Origin of the sequence: Micromonospora sp. NPDC005174 (assembly GCF_040608495.1) — a bacterium.
In the GTDB taxonomy this organism is placed as follows: domain Bacteria; phylum Actinomycetota; class Actinomycetes; order Mycobacteriales; family Micromonosporaceae; genus Micromonospora.
The window spans coordinates 43,603-63,421 of the sequence record NZ_JBEXIJ010000027.1 but is presented as its reverse complement, the minus strand read 5'-3'; the positions used below and the strand labels follow the sequence as shown (position 1 = coordinate 63,421).

Genomic DNA, 19,819 nt, shown 5'->3' with positions numbered 1-19,819 from the left:
GATGGGGCTGACGGAGCGCTCCTGTTCATCGAGACCGCCCTTGAGGAACACCAAGGCGTCCAGCGATACGGGTCGCCGATCCGGTCGAACTACCCTCATTGCCATGCCGCACCTGGACGCCGCCGATCCCCTGCCGTGCCGTCCGCGCCGCGTGCTGGTGGCCGGTACCTCGGGTGCCGGAAAGACGACCCTCGCCTCCCGCATCGCCATCTCGTTGCAGGCGCCGCACGTGGAGATCGACGGCCTCTTCCACGGGCCCTCGTGGACCAGACGTCCCTCCTTCGAAGAAGACGTACGGCGCTTCAGTGCCGGCCCCTCCTGGGTGACCGAGTGGCAGTACAGGGCGATTCGCGCCCACCTCGCCGATCTCGCGGACCTGCTGGTGTGGCTGGATCTGCCGAAGATCACCGTTATGCGCCAGGTCGTCCGGCGGACCGCCGTCCGTCGTCTTCGACGCCGGCGGCTCTGGAACGGTAACGTCGAGCCGCCGCTCTGGACCCTGTTCACCGACCCCGAGCACATCGTTCGCTGGGCGTGGAACACGCATTCACAGACGGCCGCGCGCATCGAGGCCCTGGCGGCCCGGCGTCCGGACCTTCCCGTAGTTCGCCTCCGCAGTCATGCCGCTGCCGATCGCTGGCTGCGCGGCCCGCTGAAGCAGGCTCAGACCGGCGGGTCGTGACACGCGGTCGCTTCGGCGGCTTGAGCTACTTCCAGCGGAAGTGGACGAAGAGGCGGCCGAAGTTCTTGGAGTCCTTCTCCACCCGGTGGTAGAGCTGCTTGACGTCCTTCTGGTCGAGGAATCGCAGCACACGCTTCTTGAGCTGCCCCGACCCCTTGCCCGGGATGATCTCGACGAGGGTGGCCTTCTTGGCGACCGCCTCGTCCATGATCCCGCGCAGGGCGCGGTCGATATCCTGGCCCTTGTTGAAGATCTCGTGCAGGTCCAGCTTGAGCTTCATGCCGCAGCCCCCGGCCGGTCAGGTCCCATGTCCGCCATCCTAGGCACGCGTGTCGCCGGGCCCGACGGCCCGACGACGAAGGGCTGCGCGACGACGAAGGGGCGGTCCCGTGGGACCGCCCCTTCGTACACCGCCTGCTCCGTGCTCAGCGCGTGCCGCCCACGCGGGTCTCGACCCGTTGCAGGGCGATCCGGTAGTCGTCGTTGGTCGCGTACATCGCCGCGGCGATCCGCAGGTGCCGCAGCGCGTCGGTGTGCCGGTTGAGCCGTTCCAGCGTCCGGCCCAGCACGTGGTGCGCGTAGTGGTCGCTCGGGTCCCGGTCGACCAGCTCCCGCAACTGCTCCTCGGCCCGGTTGAGCTGGGCCGACTGGAAGTACGCCCGGGCCAGCAACTGCCGGACGGCCGCGTTGCCGGGCTCGGCGTCCACGATCGGCTCCAGCAGTCGGGCCGCTCCGCTCGGGTCACCGGTTTCGAAGAACATGGTCGCCCGTCGGTAGTCCGCCAGAAGATCCATCTGCCCACCTCCTCGGGTCGCGCCGTCACCTGTTCCGACGCTGGCACAACACTCGGCGTTTGGCGACTGTTCCCCCGGTCGAAATAGGGTCAGGTTCGGGCGTCCCGGCGCCCGGCGGACAGCTCCCAGGCGCGTACACCGCCGACGATCCCGGCCGTGTTCGGCACCACCACCACGTCGTCGCCCATCCGGGCCAGCTGCTCCGGTCGGATCAGCCGCGAGTTGCCCCCGCCCAGGTAGAGCCGGTCCCACCGGAACACCGGGCGCAGCCCGTCCACGACCTGCCGGATGCGGCGGGACCAGAAGGCGTCGCCCAGTCGGCGACGCTCCGGCTCGCCCACGTACGTGTCGTAGGTGGTGCCCCAGCGCACCGGCGCGTGCGACAGCTCCAGGTGCGGCGCGAGGACTCCCCCGTCGAAGAGAGCGCTGCCCAGCCCCGTCCCCAGCGTCAACACCAGTTCACAACCGGTACCCGCGACCACACCGGCCCCATGCACCTCAGCGTCGTTGAGCACCAGCGCCGGCACCCCGAACGCCTCGGCAAGCGCACCGCGCGCGTCCCAGCCGGACCACTCGGCGAGCAGGTCCGGATCGACCCGGGACCGGGGTCCGCTGCGGGTGACGTAGTGCGGGGTGGCCACCACCACGCCGTGCCGGATCATCCCGGGGACACCGACGGTCAGCCGGTCGGCCGTGGGCAGCCGCCCACCGAGGTCCAGCAGGGTCCGCACGAACAGGACGGGAGGCAGCGGGTACGGGGTCGGCACCCGCAACGGTCGGGCGCGCATCGTGCCGGCCTCGTCGAGGACCGACGCCTTGATGCCGCCGCCACCGCAGTCGATCGCCAGTGTGGTCACCACGTCATGGAGTCTGCCCGCTGGGGACCGGTCTCATGCGGGCGGCCGGATAGGCTGCCGTCCTGATGAGCGCCACGATGATCGTCAAGGACCTGGCCGCCGGGCACGGCGACCGCCCACTCTTCGCCGGACTGGACCTGGTCGTCGCCCCGGGCGACGTGGTCGGCCTGGTCGGGCCGAACGGCGCCGGGAAGTCGACGCTGCTGCGTACCCTCGCCGGGTTGTTGCCGGTCGAGGCCGGCACCGTGCGACTCAGTCCGCCCACGGCGAGCGTCGGGCACCTGCCGCAGGAGCCGGAGCGGCGACCGGGCGAGACGGTGCGTGACTTCCTGGCCCGCCGGACCGGGGTGATCGCCGCGCAGGCGGCGCTGGACGCGGCGACCGAGGCGCTCACCGCGGGAGCGGCCGGCGCCGACGACGCGTACGGCGACGCGTTGGAGCGCTGGCTCGCCCTCGGCGGCGCGGACCTGGACGAACGCGCCGAGCAGGTGAGCGCCGACCTGGGACTCGCGGTCGACCTGGACCACCCGATGACCGGCCTCTCCGGCGGCCAGGCGGCCCGGGCCGGGCTGGCGTCGCTGCTGCTCAGCCGGTACGACCTGTTCCTGCTCGACGAGCCGACGAACGACCTGGACCTGGCCGGGTTGGAGCGGCTGGAGGAGTTCGTCACCGGGCTGCGGGCCGGCACGGTGCTGGTCAGCCACGACCGGGAGTTCCTGACCCGCACGGTGACCCGGGTGGTGGAGCTGGACCTGCCGCAGCAGCAGGTCAACCACTACGGCGGCGGCTACGCGGCCTATCTGGAGGAGCGCGAGGTCACGCGGCGGCACGCCCGCGCGGACTTCGAGGAGTACGCCGACACGAAGGCGGGCCTGGAGGCGCGGGCCCGCACTCAGCGGGGCTGGATGGAGAAGGGCGTGAAGAACGCCCGCCGCAAGGCCACGGACAACGACAAGATCGGCCGCAAGTTGCGAGCCGAGTCGAGCGAGAAGCAGGCCGCCAAGGCCAAGCAGACCGATCGGCTGATCGAACGCCTTGAGGTGGTCGAGGAGCCCCGCAAGGAGTGGGAGCTGCGGATGGAGATCGCCGCCGCGCCCCGCGCCGGCGCCGTCGTGGCCACGCTCCGACATGCGGTGGTACGCCGGGGAGGTTTCACCCTCGGGCCGGTCAACCTTCAGATCGACTGGGCGGACCGGGTGGCGCTGACCGGGGCGAACGGCTCGGGAAAGTCCACCCTCCTGGCCGCGCTGCTGGGGCGGCTGCCGCTGGACGAGGGCACCGCATCGCTCGGGCCGGGCGTGGTGGTCGGCGAGGTGGATCAGGCCCGAGGACTGTTCCTCGGTGACGTACCGCTGATCGACGCGTTCCAGGCCGCCGTACCGCAGATGTCGCCGGCGGACGCGCGGACGTTGCTGGCCAAGTTCGGCCTGCGCGCGGCGCACGTTCCGCGGCCGGCGGCGACCCTGTCACCGGGCGAGCGGACGCGCGCGGCGCTGGCCCTGCTACAGGGGCGCGGGGTCAACCTGCTGGTGCTGGACGAGCCCACCAACCACCTCGACCTTCCCGCCATCGAACAGCTCGAATCTGCGCTGGCCAGCTACCCCGGAACGCTGCTGCTGGTCACCCATGACCGGCGGATGCTGGCCGCCATCGAGACCAACCGGCGGCTGCGGGTCGACGGCGGGCGGATCGCCGAGGATTGATGCCGGTCCGCAGGCCAGCGCGGGGTGAGAATGACGCCATGCTCAAGTGGGAGTACGCCCTGCTGGTCCGCCGCCGCCAGGCAGCGACCAACGACCTCGGCTGGGAGGTCGTCTTCGTCTGGTACGGCCCGGACGGCTCGATGGTGGACGTGACGCCGTACGGCGACACCGCGCTGGCCCACCTCAACCGGGCCGGCGACCAGGGCTGGGAACTGGTCGCGATGAGCGAGGACCCGTCCCTGCCCGGCAACCACGAACTGCACCGGTACCACCTCAAGCGGCCGAAGCCGGCCGACCCCCCGCCCCGCCAACGGATGCGCGGCGGTCGTCGCACGCTGTCGGGCTGACCTGCACGGCACGCCCGAGCCGGAGCGCGAGCCCGGACCGGACCGCGCACTCCAGTGAGCGTGATGACTGTGCGGCATCTTGATGCCGCACAGTCATCACGCTCAACAGGCAGGTGCCTCGGAGGTGCCGACACGCCCGTCGGCAGTCGCGCGACGGCGAGAAGGGGAATAGCGGGCGCGTAGGCGGGTAACGCGCGGCGGGAGGTGGCCCGAATGGTCGCTTTGGCACAGACTCCGCCCTCGGCCGAACGGCTGGGGTTGATCGACGAGTCCCTCGCGCTCGCGTGGGCGGACCACGTCCGGCACGACGACCGCCTGCGCGACCTCGCGGTCGAGGTGCGCTTCGACCGAGGGGTCGCCCACCTGAGCGGGGAGGTCGCCGAGCCCGCGGACCTCCGGCGGGTACGGGAACTGGTGGGGCGGCTGGCCGGCGTCTACGGCGTCTGGTGCAAGGTCGGCGTCGGCGGACGGGCACCGGTGGTGGTGGACCTCGGGTGCGGCCCGACCAAGCAGTGGTCGGGCAATCTCGGGCTGGACATCTACCCCGCGCCGGGGGTCGACGCGGTGGCGGACCTCTCCGGTTCGCTGCCGCTGGCCGACAACTCGGTGGACGTCCTGTTCGCGGTGCACATCCTGGAGCACCTGATCGACTTCCTGCCCCTGGTCGACGAGTGTCACCGGGTGCTCCGACCGGGTGGTGTCCTGCACGTCATGAGCCCCTGGTGGGGCCACGTCAACGCGGTGGCCGACCCGACCCACGTCCGCCTGATGGACGTGCAGACGTTCAAGGGGATCTGTCAGCTCCGGCCACCGGGCACCCCCCGGTGGTACCCGCTGCACGCCGGGTGCGACGGCGCGTCGATCTTCGCCGACCTGACGCCCCTCCCGGCGGATGCCGAGCCGGCCCCGAACTCCCACCTGGCCCGCTTCTTCGACTAGGCCCTGGTGGATTCGCGTAGTTCCAGGTGGTAGGGCGCCTTGAGCGCCCGGGCGGGGGCGCTGCGGTCACCGTCCAGGCGACTGGCGAGGAGTTCGACGGCCAGCCGGGCGATCTGCTCCTTGTCCGGGGCGACGGTGCTCAGCGTGGGGACCGAGAACCGGCCGTCCTCGATGTCGTCGAAGCCGACCACCGCCACGTCCTCGGGCACGCGCAGGCCGGCCTCGTGCAGGGCACGCAGGGCGCCCAGGGCCAACGTGTCGTTGAAGCAGAAGACGGCGTCGGGGCGTACCCCCGTGGTGAGCAGGCCGCGCATCGCGGCCGCGCCGTCGGCGCGGTGCCAGGCCGTCGCGGGCGCCACGAGGGTTTCGTCGTAGGCCAGGCCGGCGGCGCGCAGCGCCTCGACGTAGCCGGCCAGACGCAGGCGGGCGCTGGCACCCTCGTCGGTGCGCTGCGAGCCGATCGCGGCGATCCGGCGGTGGCCGAGCTGGATCAGGTGCTCGGTGATCTCCCGGGCGGCGGTGACGTTGTCGATCACCACGCGGTCGGCGGGCCCGTGGTCGACACGCTCGCCGAGTAGCACCATCGGGGTGCCGTCGAGGCTGGCCAGGTCCTCGGCCGTGAGCGCCAGCGGGCTGAAGATGAGCCCGTCGATCAGGTGGTCGCTGATGCCGGAGGCGACCACTCGCTCCTGCTCACGCCGCCCACCGGTCTGGTCGATGAGCACGGTCCAGCCGTACTCGGCGGCGGCGGTGACGACGTGGCGGGCGAGTTCGGCGAAGTACGGGATGTCCAGTTCCGGCACGGCCAGGGCGATCACCCCGGTACGCCCCTTGCGCAGGTGACGGGCGGAGAGGTTGGGCCGGTAGTTCAGCTCGGCGATGGCCTCCTCGACACGGGCCCGGGTGTCCGGGCGTACGTGCACGTAGCCGTTCACCACGTTCGAGACGGTCTTCACCGAGACGCCGGCCCGCTCGGCCACGTCCTTGAGCCTGTGTCGCACCCCGCAACCTCCCCGATGTAACCCAGCGCACCCTACCCCGCTCTACAACGTTGCAGAAGTGGTCCGGCACGCACGAAGGCCCCCGCGTGGCGGGGGCCTTCGTGGTGTGCGGAGGGGGTCAGGCGCTCGGCTCGCGTGGCGCCGGGGCGACGGCGGGCTCGTGCTGGGCCAGCCGGTTGCGGCGGTAGCCGTAGCCGAAGTAGATGACCGCGCCGAGCAGCATCCAGGCGAGGAACCGCAGCCAGGTCTCCACCGACAGGTTGAGCATCAGGTAGAAGCAGGCCAGCGCGGACACGATCGGCAGCACGGGCGAGAACGGCACCCGGAACGGCCGCTCCAGGTCCGGGCGCTTGCGGCGCAGGATCGGCACCGCGATCGAGACCAGCACGAACGCGCAGAGCGCGCCGATGCTGACCAGGTCGGCCAGGGCGGAGAGCGGCAGGAAGCCGGCCAGCAGCGCGACCGCCACCGTCATGATCGCGGAGATCCGGTACGGGGTGCCCCAGCGCGGGTGCACGGCCGCGATCGAGGGCGGGATCAGGCCGTCCCGGGCGATGGCGAAGCCAATCCGGCCCATCGCCACCAGGTCGACCAGGATGACGCTGGTCAGGCCGGCGACCGCGGCGATGGAGACGAGCGTCGCCGCCCAGCCGGCGCCGACCGACTCGAACGCCGAGGCGATCGGGGCACCCCTGTCGATCTCGGTGTACGGCACCATGCCGACGACCACCAACGAGACGCCGATGTAGAGCACGGTGGAGATCAGCAGCGTGCCGAGCAGGCCCAGGGTGAGGTCCCGCTTGGGCTTGCGCGTCTCCTCGCCCAGGTTGGCGACGGCCTCGAAGCCGGTGTACGCGAAGAAGACCACCGCTGCGGCGCTGAGCACCCCGACGAAGCCGAAGACCGATGGCTCCAACCCGAAGAGCGCCTGCGTCACCGGCTGCTTGATGCCGTCGTCGCCACTGCCGGCGGGCTCGGCCGGCGGGATGAACGGGGTGAGGTTGGCGGCCTTGACGAAGAACAGGCCGGCGACCACCACGAAGACACAGATCGCCACCTTGACCAGCACCAGCAGGTTGGTGATCCGGGCGGATTCCCGGATGCCGACGATCGCGACGACGCCCAGGATCAGCACGATGGCGATGGCGCCCACGTTGACGACGCTGCCCTCCTCGCCGAACCACCGGGTCGGCAGGTCGAGCAGTTCGGCCAGGTAGCCGGACCAGCCGCGGGCCACCACGGCCGCGCCGAGCGCGAACTCCAGGAGCAGGTCCCAGCCGATGATCCAGGCGACGATCTCGCCCATCGTCGCGTACGCGTAGGTGTAGGCGCTGCCGGCGGTCGGCACGCTGGAGGCCAGCTCGGCGTAGCAGAGGGCGGCGAGCAGGGCCACCACGCCGGCGATGGCGAAGGAGATCACCACACCCGGTCCGGCGCTGTCGCGCGCCTCGATGCCGGTGAGCGTGAAGATGCCGGTGCCGATCACGATGCCGATGCCGAAGCCGGTGAGGTCGAGGGCACCGAGCCTTCTCTTCAGCCCTAACCCGCCGTCGCTGCCGTCGGCGTCGCCCTGGGCTATGACGTCCTTGATCGGTTTGGTTCGCAGCACGGACATGCGCTCACCCCTCCCACCGTGCGACCACCACGGTGGCGGTCGGTGACCGGCGTTGCTACCCAGCGGAGGGATTGGTCAACCACGAACTCTTGCGGCGATGCCCAGAGTGTGAAAATTTCCTACCAGGAACGTGGACATCAGCGGCGAATCTTGCCGCGCACCGTGCAAACATCCGGGAGCCCCACCGAAGGGACACACCGCATGAAAGCCACCCGACTCGGAGTCGCCGGGCTGGTCACAGCCCTCCTCGGCACGTTCGTCGCCGTCACCCCCGCGAACGCCACCCCCAGCGCCACCACCTGCGCCACGGACCCGGCCACCCCCAAGCGGCAGTTCCGGGCGATGTGGATCTCGTCGGTGGTCAACATCGACTGGCCCAGCAAGGCGTCCCAGACCAGCCCGGACCGGATCGCCGCCCAGCAGGCCGAGTACCGGAAACTGCTCGACCTGGCCGAACGACTCAACCACAACGCCGTGGTCGTACAGGTCCGGCCCACCGCCGACGCGCTCTGGCCCTCGCCGTACGAGCCGTGGTCGGAGTACCTGACCGGCGTGCGCGGCCAGGACCCCGGCTGGGACCCGCTGGCCTTCCTGGTCGACGAGTCGCACAGGCGCAACCTCGAATTCCACGCCTGGTTCAACCCGTACCGTGTCTCCATGCCGGCCCCCGGTGGCGCCGGCGCCGACCTCAGCCAGCTCGCCCCCGGGCACCCTGCCCGGCAGCACCCCGACTGGACCTTCGCCTACCCGCCGGCCGGCGTGGCCGGCAGCCGGCTCTACTACAACCCCGGAATTCCCGAGGTCCGCGAGTTCGTCCAGACCGCGATGATGGACGCGGTCACGAAGTACGACATCGACGGCGTCCACTTCGACGACTACTTCTACCCCTACCCCAGCGGCACTTACCAGGTGCCCGACGACGCCACGTTCGCGGCGTACAACCGGGGCTTCACCGACCGGGCCGACTGGCGGCGGGACAACATCAGCCTGCTCATCCAGGAGATGAACGGCAGGATCAAGGCGGCGAAGCCGTGGGTGAAGTTCGGTGTCAGCCCCTTCGGCATCTGGCGTAACAGGACCGCGGACCCGCTCGGCTCGGACACCACCGGCAGCCAGTCGTACGACATCATCTCGGCCGACACCCGCAAGTGGATCAAAGAAGAGTGGATCGACTACGTCGTGCCGCAGCTCTACTGGTACATCGGCCAGTACCCGGCGGCCGACTACGCGCGACTCGTGCCGTGGTGGGCCGAGACGGTACGCGGCACCCGGGTGCAGCTCTACATCGGCCAAGCCGACTACAAGAGCGGCGATCCGGCGTACGGGCCGTACTGGCAGAACCCGCGTGAGCTGTCCGACCACCTGACGCTCAACCGGTCGTACCCCGAGGTGCAGGGCAACGTGCACTTCTCGGCCGTCCAGGTGCGGGCCAACCGGCTCGGCGCCACCGACATCTACGCGGCCGAGCACTACTCGCGTCCGGCCCTCGTGCCGACCATGCCGCACCTGCCGGCGAAGCCGCTGCTCCCGCCGGTCGTCACCAGGGTCACCCGGGAGGCCGACGGAGTGCGGCTGACCTGGCGTCAGCCCGCCGACGGCAGGGGTCCACTCGGCACGGCCACGTCGTACGCGATCTACCGGTTCGACGGCACCACCCTGCCCGGAAAGTGCGCCACCTCCGACGCTACCCACCTGGTCGACACCGTCCGGGCCACCCCCGGCGACACCAGGTCCTGGGTGGACACGTCGGTCGAGCCCGGTCGGCGCTACACGTACCGACTGACCGCGCTGGACCGGACGGCCAACGAGAGCCCGGCCGGCCCGCCCGCCTTCCTCCTGCGCTGACCAGCTCCGCCGAATGCCCCGGGTGCCCGCGCGCCCGGGGCATTCGTCTGTTTCGGCGTATGTCACCGATAGTTCGCGCGGCACATACCGGCAAGCTGATCAGTTGATCGAAACTTGTCGACATCCGGTGACCCGCCGGTAACTTCCGTCCCACCGCAGACCCCGCGGAGGTAACCCGTGCCCCGACGTCTCGCCACCCTGTTCACCTCGGGCGCGCTCGCGCTGCTCGCCACCCTCGCCATCGCCTCCCCCGCCGCCGCCGTCACCCCCGCACAGAAGCTGTCCGTGCTGTCGAGCTGGACCCAGACCAGCGCGTCCAGCTACAACTCCTGGAACAGCGCTCGCGTCAACCGGGCGCCCTGGGCCGAGTACAACTTCGTCTGGTCCACCGACTACTGCTCGTCCAGCCCGGACAACCCGCTCGGCTTCACCTTCAACCTGGGCTGCTACCGGCACGACTTCGGCTACCGCAACTACAAGGCCGTCGGCCAGTTCTCCGCCAACAAGGCCCGCCTGGACAGCGCCCTCTACGCGGACCTGAAGCGGGTCTGCGCCACGTACAACACCGTCGTCCGCCCGGCCTGCTACAGCCTGGCCTGGACGTACTACCAGGCGGTCCACATCTTCGGCTCGGTAGCCGCAGTCCAGCAGGCCGACATAGACCGAGCCGCCCGCCTGAAGGCCCAAGCCGAAGCCCAAGCCCGCACCTAACCCCACCCGACTCGACCCGTTGATCATGAAGTTATTGCCCGTCCGCGCGGCGTGTCGTGGCAATAACTTCATGATCGACCCACCAGAGGGGCGGGGTTAGGCGTGTTCGGTTTTTGTTGCTGGGTGTTGGGACTGGGTGGGTTGGGACAGTTCGGTGCTGAAGCGGGTCGAGTCCGCTGCCAGATCCGGATGTTCCACGTCGAGTGCGAGCGCCACCGCCTCGTCCAGGCTCAGCTCGGCACCCTCGGCGTACGCGTCGTCGAACGCCACGTCGCCCATCAGCGAACGCAGCTCGGCCTGCTGGTCAACCCAGTAGCCGCCGTAGATGCCCGGGGTCGCCCGCATGCTCGCCCGGGTGGCCTGCGCCGCGCCGAACAGCCGCGCGGCCGTCACCCGGTCCCCGCCGAGGGCACACCGCACGGCGATGGCGTTCAGGGTGTCGCAGGCCCGGCCGTGGTAGCCGTGCCCCATCCGTGAGCGCAGTGCCACCAGCAGGTGCTCGTGCGCGGCGATCACGTCACCCCGGGCCAGGGCGACCATCCCGAGCAGCATGTCCACCGAACGCCGACCCCGCTCGATCGGACGGGCGGCCTCCACCGGACGGGCCGCTCCCAGCAGGTCCGCCGCCTCCCCCAGCGCGCCCCGCCGCCACAGCAGCTCGGCAAGGCTGAAGACCGCGAACAGCGCCTCGCCGACCACCTCCTGCCCGTGCGCCCAGTCGATGACCTCCCGACAGACCCGCTCGGCCTCGAAGAACTGACCCATGTCCACCAGGGGCGCGGCCCGGCCGGCGAGCACCCGGGCCAGCAGACCAGCGTCACCGGCCTGCCGGGCGGCGGCCTCCGCCCGCTGCGAGTAGCGCAGTTCCTCCGCGAACTCGCCGTCGGCGCCGGCGTGCAGCGAGTGCATGTGGTACGCCGCCGCCAGCTCCGCGTCCGGAATCCGCTCGCCGGTCTCGGCGATCCGCCCGTACAGCCGGAACAGCCAGAGCCGGCCCTCCCGCGCCAGCCCGCGCTCGCGCCACCACTGGTCCAGCCCGCCCGCCAGACGGAGACCGGCGCGGGCGCTGCCGCCGGTGGCACACCATCGCAGGGCGGCCCGCAGCTCGTCGGCCAGCGGATCGAGGGTGTAGAGCGACAGCGTCACCGGCCGCCCGTCCGGCCCCAGGTGGGCCCGCTCCAGCGCGTGCGCGGACCACGCCGCATGCCGGTCCCGGGCGGCCTGCTCCTCCCCCGCCTCGGCCAGCCGCCGCGCCGCGTACGCCCGGATCGGGTCGAGCATCCGGTACGAGCTGCCGGCGGCACGCGGCTCGGCCAACACCATCGACTTGTCCACCAGCACCGACAGTGGATCCAGCGGGTCGTCGCCCTGCAGCCACTCGACGGTGGGCAGGTCCACCGGCCCGGCGAAGACCGCCATCCAGCGCAGCAGCCGCGCGGCCCGCGGCCCCAACGTCCGGTACGACCAGGTCACGGTGGCCTGCATGGTCAGGTGGCGTTCGGTGGCCGACCGCTGCACGGCCCTGCTCGCCGCGGTGGGCGGCGGTGTACCGATCGCCGCCGCGACCAGGTCCACGGTGTCCTGTTGGTTGCCGGACCAGCCCCGCTCCACCGGCGGTGGCTCCGGGTCCTCCCGACCGGCGTCCAGCGTGCCGAGGACGTCGTCCAGCCGCTCGGCGAGCTGACCCACGGAGAGCACCCGCAGCCGGGCGGCCGCCAACTCGATGGCGAGCGGCAGCCCGTCCAACCGCCGCACCACCCGCCGCAGATCGGCCGACTCGGCGGGCTCCGGCTGCCGGCCGCCACGCGCCGCCGCCGTACGATCCAGCAGCAGCGCCACCGCGTCGCTCTCCGCGCCGTCGGCGCGCCTGTCGACCGAGAGCGGCGGGATGCGCCACACCACCTCGCCGGGCAGGCTGAACGACTCGCGACTGGTCGCCAGCACCCGCACGTCGCCCCCGCCGGAGAGCAGCCGCGAGATGACCTCGCCGCAGGCCGCCGGTTGCGTGTCACAGGTGTCCAGCACGACCAGCATCCGCCGAGCCGCCGCGTACTCGACGAGCGTGTCCAGCATCGGGCGACCCGGCTCGGGCCGCAGCCCCAGGACCGCGGCGATCGCGAAAGCCACCAACCCCGGGTCGGTCACCGAGGCGATGTCGACGAACCAGACCCCGTCGGGGTACGTCTCGACAACTCCAGCGGCCAACTCCACGGCGAGTCGGGTCTTGCCCGCGCCGCCCGCGCCCAGCACCGTCACCAGCCGGTACCGCTCGACCAGTTGACTCAGCTCGGCGCGCTCGACCTGACGCCCGACGAACGAGGTCACCTGGGTGGGCAGGTTGTGCGCCACCGCGTCGGCGGTACGCGGGCGGGGGAACTGCCGCTCCAGGCCGGGGGCGACAAGTTGGAACAGCCGCTCCCGGTCGTCGAAGCCACGCAACCGGTGCAGGCCCAGGTCCAGCAGGGTGGCGCCCGGTGGCAGCGGGTCGGCCCGGCGGGCCGTCGACGCCGAACACAGCACCTGGCCGCCGTGTGCGGCCGCCGCCACCCGCGCGGCCCGGTGCACCTCGGGACTGGCGTACTCCCCGTCGCGGGGCTCGGCGTAGCCGGTGTGCAGGCCCATCCGCACCCGGGGTGCGGCCTCCTCGGTCGGCCAGTCGTGGTTCGCCAGCGCCCGCTGGGCGGTCAGGCAGGCCGTCAGTGCCGCCGCCGCGTCGTCGAAGGCCAGGAAGAACGAGTCGCCTTCGGTCAACAGTTCGGCACCACCGGTGGCGGCCAGGGTGCGACGCAGCAACCGCCGATGCTCGGCGAGCACCGGGCGGTAGTCCGCGCCGAGCAACTGAGCCAGCCGGGTCGAGCCCTCGATGTCGGTGAACACGAAGGTCACCCAACCGCTCGGGAGCTGGATCCGTGGCGACATGCGAGGAACCTCCGCCCGTGACGTCGGGTTCATGCTGCCTGAGTCCGAGCGGTCACGCATCGTGAGAACGGCCGGGCAGGTGCCGCCTCAAGGTGCCACTCGAACCCAGTCCCGGCAAGGCCGATCCACGAGTCTGCCGCCGAAACCGCCGGATCAGCAGCCGCAGGCACCACCACAGCAACCGCCGCCGGCCGGCGTCGGCGTGCCACCGGCGCCGCGACCGGTGACCGACACCGCCGAGAGCAGCTTGACCGTGTCGGCGTGACCCTGCGGGCAGGTGGCCGGCGCTCCGGCCTGCGCCATCGGGCGGTTGACCTCGAAAGTGTCGCCGCAGGCGCGGCAGCGGAACTCGTACCGGGGCATGCCACCAGGGTACGTGGACCTGACGCCTGTCGGGACATGAGTGATACTCGACGGGTGGTGGACGGCGAGGACAAGACGCGTGTGCAACCGCTTCGACCGGCCGCGCCGCTGGACGGGCCGCTGGCAGAGTCGGGCGCCGCGCCCGATCCGGTGTCCGCGGCAATCCCTCGCCCGCGCCGGCCCTGGCTGCGCGGCGGCACGACCGAATCGAAGACGGCGACACCGACGCCAGCCGACGCCACCACGACCGCCGACCCCGCGAACGGCGACGCCCCGGTCGCTGACCAGCCGGACGATGCCGCCACCGGCGACCAGCCGGACGATGCCGCCACCGGCGACAGCGCCGCAGCGGAGCCCGCCCCGGACACCACCACACCGCCGACCGCCCCGACGGCCGACGCCGTCACCGCGGACGTCCCCACTGCCGACACCGGCGACACGGACACCGCCACTGCGGGCACCAGCGGCACGGACACCGGCGACGGGACAGTCGCGGCGGGCGCCAGCCCCACCGACCTGACGGCGACCAAGGTGGACGGCGTCGCCGTCGTACCGGTGATCACGCCTGGTCGCCGGCGGCGCGTGCCGTTCGCGCACGCCGTGCGTCTGCCACCGCCACGCCAGGCCGCGGTGACCGCCGCCCGGGCGACCCGGGAGTGGTCCCGCCGACCCAGCGGTCGGCTCACCGTCCCCGGGGTCTTCCTGCTGGCCCTGGTCGCGGCGACCGCCGCCGCGGGAGCGCTGCTCGTCCCGGCGACCATCCGCGGGTCCAAGCCGGTGGCCGTCGACGCCACGGCTGCGCCGACCGTGGCCGTGCCACCTGCGCTGCCGCTCGACCCACGGCCGACCGGTCCGCTGCCCAGCGGGGCTGTGCCGACGGGCGCGGTGCCGACCGGCGCGCTACCCACCGGGGCGTTCCCGACCGGTGGCATGCCGACCGGGCCGGCCGTCGCGCCCACCCTCGGCGGTCGTCCGTCGGACGCCCTGGCCAGTTGGGCGCAGCAGGTCGGTGCCAGGGTGGGCATCCCGCCGGCCGCCATGCAGGCGTACGGGTACGCGGAGCTGATGCTCGCCCAGACCAACCGGAGCTGCGCCTTGAGCTGGACGACGTTGGCCGCGATCGGTCAGGTCGAGTCCGGGCACGGTTCGGCCAACGGCGCGCGGTTGGGGTCCGACGGCAAGGCCCTGCCCCAGATCATCGGGCTGCCGCTGGACGGTAACGGCGGCCGGATGCGGATCATCGACACCGACCGCGGGGCGCTCGACAACGACAGCACCTACGACCGGGCGATCGGGCCGATGCAGTTCATCCCGACGACCTGGCAGGAGATCGGCGCCGACGCCGACCAGGACGGGGTCAAGGACCCGCACGACCTGGACGACGCCGCGCTGGCGGCCGGCAACTACCTCTGCAAGGGTGGCCGCAACCTCAGCATCCCCGGCGACTGGTGGAACGCGATCCTGTCGTACAACGACGTGCGGCGGTACGCCAAGGCCGTCTACGACACCGCTGACCGGTACGGACGGGCCAGCCGCCCGTAATGTGATCGTCCGCGTACATTGGAGGACCGGGCACTTCCGCCGGGCAGCCGTTAGCGGCAAGCTAGACAGGTGATGGTGCGCGAGTGGGACCCCAGGACCGCGTCCTCCGCCGAGATCGCGTCGCTGTTGACCACGCTGAACGCGGTGCTGGCGGCCGACCTGCCGCAGGACCCGCCGTGGCGGGAGACCTCTCTGCGGGAGTATCTGGCCGAGGTGATGCCCGGTGAGCGGCGGATCTCCTGGCTCGCCCAGGCCGAGCCGAGCGCCGCGGCCGAGGTCGGTGCCGTCCTCGGGCAGGTCCACGTGCTCCTGCTCGGTGACATCGGGGTGCTCGAGGTGCTGGTGCACCCCTCGGCGCGACGCAGCGGCCTCGGCCGCGACCTGGTCCTGCGCGCGGCCCGCCGGGTCTACCAGGAGGGCTTCCGGTCGATCGGGGTCGAGGTGGTCGGCGACACGCCGGCGGTGGCGTTCTACGAGTCGCTCGGCTTCACCCGGGAGTACGTGGAGACGCGCAGCGTACTCGACCTGACCTCGGTCGACTGGGCCGAGTTGACCGAGATGGCCACCGGGATCGGCGCCGGCTACCAGCTGGGGTTCTACCCGGGCGGCCCACCGGACGACCTGATCGAGTCGTACGCGCGGGCCAAGGCCGAGGTTCGTGACGTCGACGACGGCGAGCTACGTCCCAGCTCCTACGACCCGGAGCGCCTGCGGGACAGCCTCGACACCCTGCACCGGCGCGGCATGAAGCCGTACATCGTGCTGGCCCGGCACGAGCAGAGCGGTGAGGTGGCCGGGCTGACCGAGGTGGTGGTGCCAGCGCAGCACCCGACCCGCGCCGACCAGTACGACACGATCGTCGCGCAGGAGCACCGGGGTTACGGCATCGACCGGGCGCTCAAGGCTCGGATGCTGCTGGAGCTGCGCTCCGCCGAGCCGGAGCTGATCGAGGTACAGACCTGGAACGCGCAGGCCAACGAGGCGCTGCTCAAGGTCAACGCGGAGCTGGGCTACCGGCCCGACCGGGACTGGTGCGAATACAGCGTCGACGTCGCTGAGCTGGTGCACCGCCTCGATCCGCCACGCTGAGGAAATTCACGAAAGTGTCCACTAGGGGATGGACGGTGGACAGCAGCGCCCCTTAACGTGCGTTGACCCCGTCCACCCATCGTGGAGGCCCTATGCGCCCGCGCCGCACGACAGCCGCGCTCGCGATCGCCACCGCCGCAGTGACCGTCACGGCCCTCGGCGTCACGCCCACCGCGGCCAGCGCTGCGCCCACCGACCTCTTCATCTCCGAGTACGTCGAAGGCTCGTCGAACAACAAGGCGATCGAGCTGTTCAACGGCACCGGCGCTCCCGTCGACCTCACCGCGGGCGGCTACCAGCTCCAGCTCTACTTCAACGGTTCCACCACGGCGACCACGATCGCGCTGACCGGGACCGTCGCCGCCGGGGACGCTTTCGTGTTCGCCAGCGCCTCGGCCGCAGCGGCCATCCTCGCCCAGGCCGACCAGACCACCGGTGCGAGTCTGTTCAACGGCGACGACGCGATCGTGCTCCGCCGCGGCACCACCGTGCTCGACTCGATCGGTCAGGTGGGCGTTGACCCGGGCACCGAGTGGGGCACGGGCACGGCCAGCACGGCGGACAACACGCTGCGCCGGCTGCCCTCGGTGACGGCGGGCGACACTGACCCGTCGGACGCGTTCGACCCCGCCGCGCAGTGGGCCGGGCTGCCGGTCGACACCTTCGACGGGCTCGGCTCGCACACCGTGGACGGCGGTGGACCGGTCGACGTCCCGGCGACGGTGACCTGCGGCGGACCACTGGTCACCGCGTCGGGGACGGCGACGAGTCGGGAGATCACCGCCACTGACCCGGACGACACGATCGTCGACCTGGCGGTGGCCGAGGTCAGCCCGGCCCCGGCCAGCGGCTCGATCACCCGTACCGCGTTCACCCCGGCCGGCGAGGCGGGTGGCACGGCCCGCGCCACGGTCAGCGTGAGCGCCGACCTCACCGCCGGGGCGTACACCGTGACCGTGACCGCGACCGACGCGGGCGGTGACACCGCCACCTGCGCGCTGGCCGTGCAGGTGACCCGGGAACTGACCGTCGGCGAGGTGCAGGGCCCGACCACCGACGCCGAGGCCGGCCCCGCCGACCGCTCACCGCTCGCACCGGCGAGCGGCAACGGCACGAGCAGCACGATGTACGACGTCCGGGGCGTGATCACCCAGCGGACGCTGGCCCGGACGTCGGCCGGGGCGGAGCAGAACGGATTCTTCCTGCAGAGCCGCAGCGGCGACACCGACGGCGACCCGACCAGCTCCGACGGCATCTTCGTCTTCATGGGCGCGTTCACCTCCCTGGTCGGCGGCTACGTCCCGACGGTCGGCGACGAGGTGGTGCTCCGGGCCCGGGTGTCGGAGTACTACAACTTCACCCAGCTGTCCGGCGCGTCGTTGGTCCGCCGGATCGCCACCGGCCTGGACGTGGACACGACGGTCACGGTGACCAACGCGGCGCCTCCGGTCGAGCTGACCGATGCGCAGCGCTGGTGGGAGCGGCACGAGGGTGCCCGACTGCGCGTACGCGCGGGCAGCGGCGCGGTGAGCGGCCGGGACGTCTTCTCGTCCACGGCGGACTCGGAGCTGTGGGTCGTCGACCGCGACGATCCGCTGCTGGACCGTGCCGACCCGTACGCCCGGCGGGTCTTCCGGGACTCGCACCCGCTGGACAACGACCCGACCCGGCGCTTCGACGACGGCAACGGGCAGCGGGTGCTGCTCGGAAGCATGGGCGTGAAGGCCACCGCCGGTGACAGCACCGCGCTGCTCCCGCCGGCGCACACCTTCGACACGCTGCGCGCGGACGCGGTGGGCGGCGTCTACTACTCGTTCGAGAAGTACGGCGTGCAGGTCGAGCGGGCCGAGTTCGACGCCGGCGCCGATCCGTCGAAGAACAACCCGCCGAAGCCGGCCGACCGGGCACAGGAGGTCGCGGTCGCCACGTACAACGTCGAGAACCTGTACGACTACCGCGACGACCCGTTCGACGGCTGCGACTTCACCGGCAACGCCGGCTGCACCGGTGTCACCCCGCCGTTCGACTACGTGCCGAGCAGCGAGGCCGACTACCGCCAGCACCTGACGTCGCTCGCCGACCAGATCGCGAAGGATCTGCACGCACCGGATCTGATCCTCGTCCAGGAGGCCGAGGACCAGGACATCTGCACGGTCTCCGGGGCGACGCTGGCCTGCGGCGACACCAACAACGCCGACGGCGCTCCGGACAGCGTCCAGGAGTTGGCACTCGCGGTGGCGGCGGCCGGTGGGCCGGCGTACGCCGCCGCCTACGACCGGACCGGCGCGGACGCCCGCGGTATCACCGCCGCGTTCCTGTACCGCACGGACCGGCTGTCGTTGGCGGCTGCGACGGCGAGCGACCCTCTGCTGGGCTCGACGCCGACCGTGCAGTACCGCGCCGCAGGTCTGCCGGGCAATGCCGACGTGCAGAACCCCAAGGCGCTCAACGCGGTGCTGCCGTCCGACGTGGACACGTCGACCGGCAAGGACGGGAACAACGTCTTCACGCGAGCACCCCAGTTGGGCAAGTTCAGCGTTGCCGCGGCACCGGGCTCATCCGAGCGGTTCACCCTGTACGCGCTCAGCAATCACTACTCGTCCGGTCCGGACGGCCGGATCGGGCAGCGGCGGGAGCAGGCGCGCTACGGGGCGGCGATCGTCACCGCCATCGAGGCGGCCGATCAGTCGGCCCGCGTCGTCTACGGCGGTGACCTGAACGTCTTCCCCCGGCCGGACGATCCCATCGCCACGGGCGCACAGCCGACGCCGTCGGACCAGCTCGCCCCGTTGTACGAGGCTGGCCTGCACAACCTGTGGGACACCCTGGTCGCGGACGTGCCGGCTTCGGCCTACTCGTACAGCTTCGAGGGGCAGGCCCAGACGCTCGACCACCTGTTCGTCAACGACGCGCTCTACGGCGATCTGGTGCAGGTGCGGGCGGCGCACGTCAACGCCGACTGGCCGGCCGAGTTCACCGGTGACGGGTCGCGGGGTTCCAGCGATCACGACCCGCAGGTGGCCCGGTTCCGCTCCCGGGCGTCGCTGAGCGTCGCCGACACCACGGTCGTCGAGGGCGACCAGGGCACCCGGCAGATGGTCTTCACCGCCACCGTGTCCCGGCCGCTGTCGCAGCCGGTGCTGCTCTGCGCCGCGGCCGTTGGTCTCACAGCGCAGGTGGGCTCGGACTTCGACGCGTACGCCGGTTGCAAGGTGTTACCCGCCGGTGAGACGTCGGTGGCCTTCCCGGTGACCGTGCGCGGCGACCGCAGGCGCGAGTCGGACGAGAAGCTGACCCTGCTGGTGGCCGGTGTGCCCGGCCTGCGGTTGGCCGACCCGCTGGCGACCGGAACGATCAGCAACGACGACTGATCGTTGGCGCTGACGGCCCACCCTCCAGATTTCCACGGAGG

The 19,819-nt window shown here is 71.8% G+C and carries 16 protein-coding genes; 9 read left to right on the top strand and 7 right to left on the bottom strand.

Annotated features, from left to right (window positions below):
* Positions 1-103: 103 nt before the first annotated feature.
* Positions 104-682, top strand: a complete 579-nt coding sequence (locus tag ABZU91_RS25135; RefSeq protein ID WP_355245060.1) for an AAA family ATPase — start codon at positions 104-106, stop codon at positions 680-682.
* 25 nt (positions 683-707) lie between these two features.
* Here the strand turns inward: ABZU91_RS25135 and ABZU91_RS25130 are convergent, their stop codons facing one another.
* The 3 genes from ABZU91_RS25130 to ABZU91_RS25120 all read right to left on the bottom strand — a co-directional run bounded on the left by ABZU91_RS25130 (position 708) and on the right by ABZU91_RS25120 (position 2,336).
* A complete protein-coding gene (locus ABZU91_RS25130) occupies positions 708-962 on the bottom strand; it encodes a Smr/MutS family protein (RefSeq protein WP_007465523.1) in 255 nt (84 codons plus the stop codon).
* A 145-nt stretch (positions 963-1,107) separates the two neighbouring features.
* A complete protein-coding gene (locus tag ABZU91_RS25125) occupies positions 1,108-1,476 on the bottom strand; it encodes a tetratricopeptide repeat protein (RefSeq protein ID WP_355245057.1) in 369 nt (122 codons plus the stop codon).
* Between the two features lie 89 nt (positions 1,477-1,565).
* The gene (locus ABZU91_RS25120; RefSeq protein WP_355245054.1) at positions 1,566-2,336 is read right to left on the bottom strand and encodes an ROK family protein; all 771 of its coding nucleotides are present in this window, start codon (positions 2,334-2,336) and stop codon (positions 1,566-1,568) included.
* 62 nt (positions 2,337-2,398) lie between these two features.
* On the opposite strand from ABZU91_RS25120, the gene ABZU91_RS25115 reads away from it, so the two are divergent.
* The 3 genes from ABZU91_RS25115 to ABZU91_RS25105 all read left to right on the top strand — a co-directional run bounded on the left by ABZU91_RS25115 (position 2,399) and on the right by ABZU91_RS25105 (position 5,322).
* The gene (locus tag ABZU91_RS25115) at positions 2,399-4,036 is read left to right on the top strand and encodes an ABC-F family ATP-binding cassette domain-containing protein (protein WP_355245052.1); all 1,638 of its coding nucleotides are present in this window, start codon (positions 2,399-2,401) and stop codon (positions 4,034-4,036) included.
* On the top strand, positions 4,036-4,383 hold the full coding sequence (locus tag ABZU91_RS25110) for a hypothetical protein (RefSeq protein WP_355245049.1): 348 nt from the start codon (positions 4,036-4,038) through the stop codon (positions 4,381-4,383). Before ABZU91_RS25115 ends, ABZU91_RS25110 begins: the two co-directional genes overlap by 1 nt.
* A 213-nt stretch (positions 4,384-4,596) precedes the next feature.
* The gene (locus tag ABZU91_RS25105) at positions 4,597-5,322 is read left to right on the top strand and encodes a methyltransferase domain-containing protein (RefSeq protein WP_355245046.1); all 726 of its coding nucleotides are present in this window, start codon (positions 4,597-4,599) and stop codon (positions 5,320-5,322) included.
* On the opposite strand, the gene ABZU91_RS25100 is transcribed toward ABZU91_RS25105, so the two are convergent.
* Both ABZU91_RS25100 and ABZU91_RS25095 read right to left on the bottom strand, forming a co-directional pair.
* Entirely contained in the window at positions 5,319-6,323 is a 1,005-nt protein-coding gene (locus ABZU91_RS25100; protein ID WP_355245043.1) for a LacI family DNA-binding transcriptional regulator, read from the bottom strand. The two genes, ABZU91_RS25105 and ABZU91_RS25100, sit on opposite strands and share 4 nt — an antisense overlap.
* A 118-nt stretch (positions 6,324-6,441) precedes the next feature.
* The gene (locus tag ABZU91_RS25095) at positions 6,442-7,938 is read right to left on the bottom strand and encodes an amino acid permease (RefSeq protein WP_355245040.1); all 1,497 of its coding nucleotides are present in this window, start codon (positions 7,936-7,938) and stop codon (positions 6,442-6,444) included.
* 201 nt (positions 7,939-8,139) lie between these two features.
* On the opposite strand from ABZU91_RS25095, the gene ABZU91_RS25090 reads away from it, so the two are divergent.
* Both ABZU91_RS25090 and ABZU91_RS25085 read left to right on the top strand, forming a co-directional pair.
* The gene (locus ABZU91_RS25090) at positions 8,140-9,783 is read left to right on the top strand and encodes a family 10 glycosylhydrolase (protein ID WP_355245037.1); all 1,644 of its coding nucleotides are present in this window, start codon (positions 8,140-8,142) and stop codon (positions 9,781-9,783) included.
* 177 nt (positions 9,784-9,960) lie between these two features.
* On the top strand, positions 9,961-10,494 hold the full coding sequence (locus ABZU91_RS25085) for a phospholipase (protein WP_355245034.1): 534 nt from the start codon (positions 9,961-9,963) through the stop codon (positions 10,492-10,494).
* A gap of 96 nt (positions 10,495-10,590) precedes the next feature.
* On the opposite strand, the gene ABZU91_RS25080 is transcribed toward ABZU91_RS25085, so the two are convergent.
* Together ABZU91_RS25080 and ABZU91_RS25075 are read right to left on the bottom strand one after the other, a co-directional pair.
* A complete protein-coding gene (locus ABZU91_RS25080) occupies positions 10,591-13,413 on the bottom strand; it encodes an adenylate/guanylate cyclase domain-containing protein (protein ID WP_355245031.1) in 2,823 nt (940 codons plus the stop codon).
* 153 nt (positions 13,414-13,566) lie between these two features.
* Positions 13,567-13,776: a zinc ribbon domain-containing protein gene (locus ABZU91_RS25075; protein ID WP_355245028.1), complete on the bottom strand. Its 210-nt coding sequence runs from the start codon at positions 13,774-13,776 to the stop codon at positions 13,567-13,569.
* Between the two features lie 54 nt (positions 13,777-13,830).
* Between ABZU91_RS25075 and ABZU91_RS25070 the strand changes: the two genes are divergently transcribed.
* The 3 genes from ABZU91_RS25070 (at position 13,831) to ABZU91_RS25060 (ending at position 19,778) form a co-directional block, all read left to right on the top strand.
* Positions 13,831-15,318, top strand: coding sequence for a lytic murein transglycosylase (locus ABZU91_RS25070; RefSeq protein ID WP_355245147.1), 1,488 nt, complete (start codon positions 13,831-13,833; stop codon positions 15,316-15,318).
* 72 nt (positions 15,319-15,390) lie between these two features.
* A complete protein-coding gene (locus ABZU91_RS25065) occupies positions 15,391-16,407 on the top strand; it encodes a GNAT family N-acetyltransferase (RefSeq protein ID WP_355245145.1) in 1,017 nt (338 codons plus the stop codon).
* A gap of 92 nt (positions 16,408-16,499) precedes the next feature.
* Positions 16,500-19,778, top strand: a complete 3,279-nt coding sequence (locus ABZU91_RS25060; RefSeq protein WP_355245025.1) for a lamin tail domain-containing protein — start codon at positions 16,500-16,502, stop codon at positions 19,776-19,778.
* The last annotated feature ends 41 nt before the right edge of the window (positions 19,779-19,819 follow it).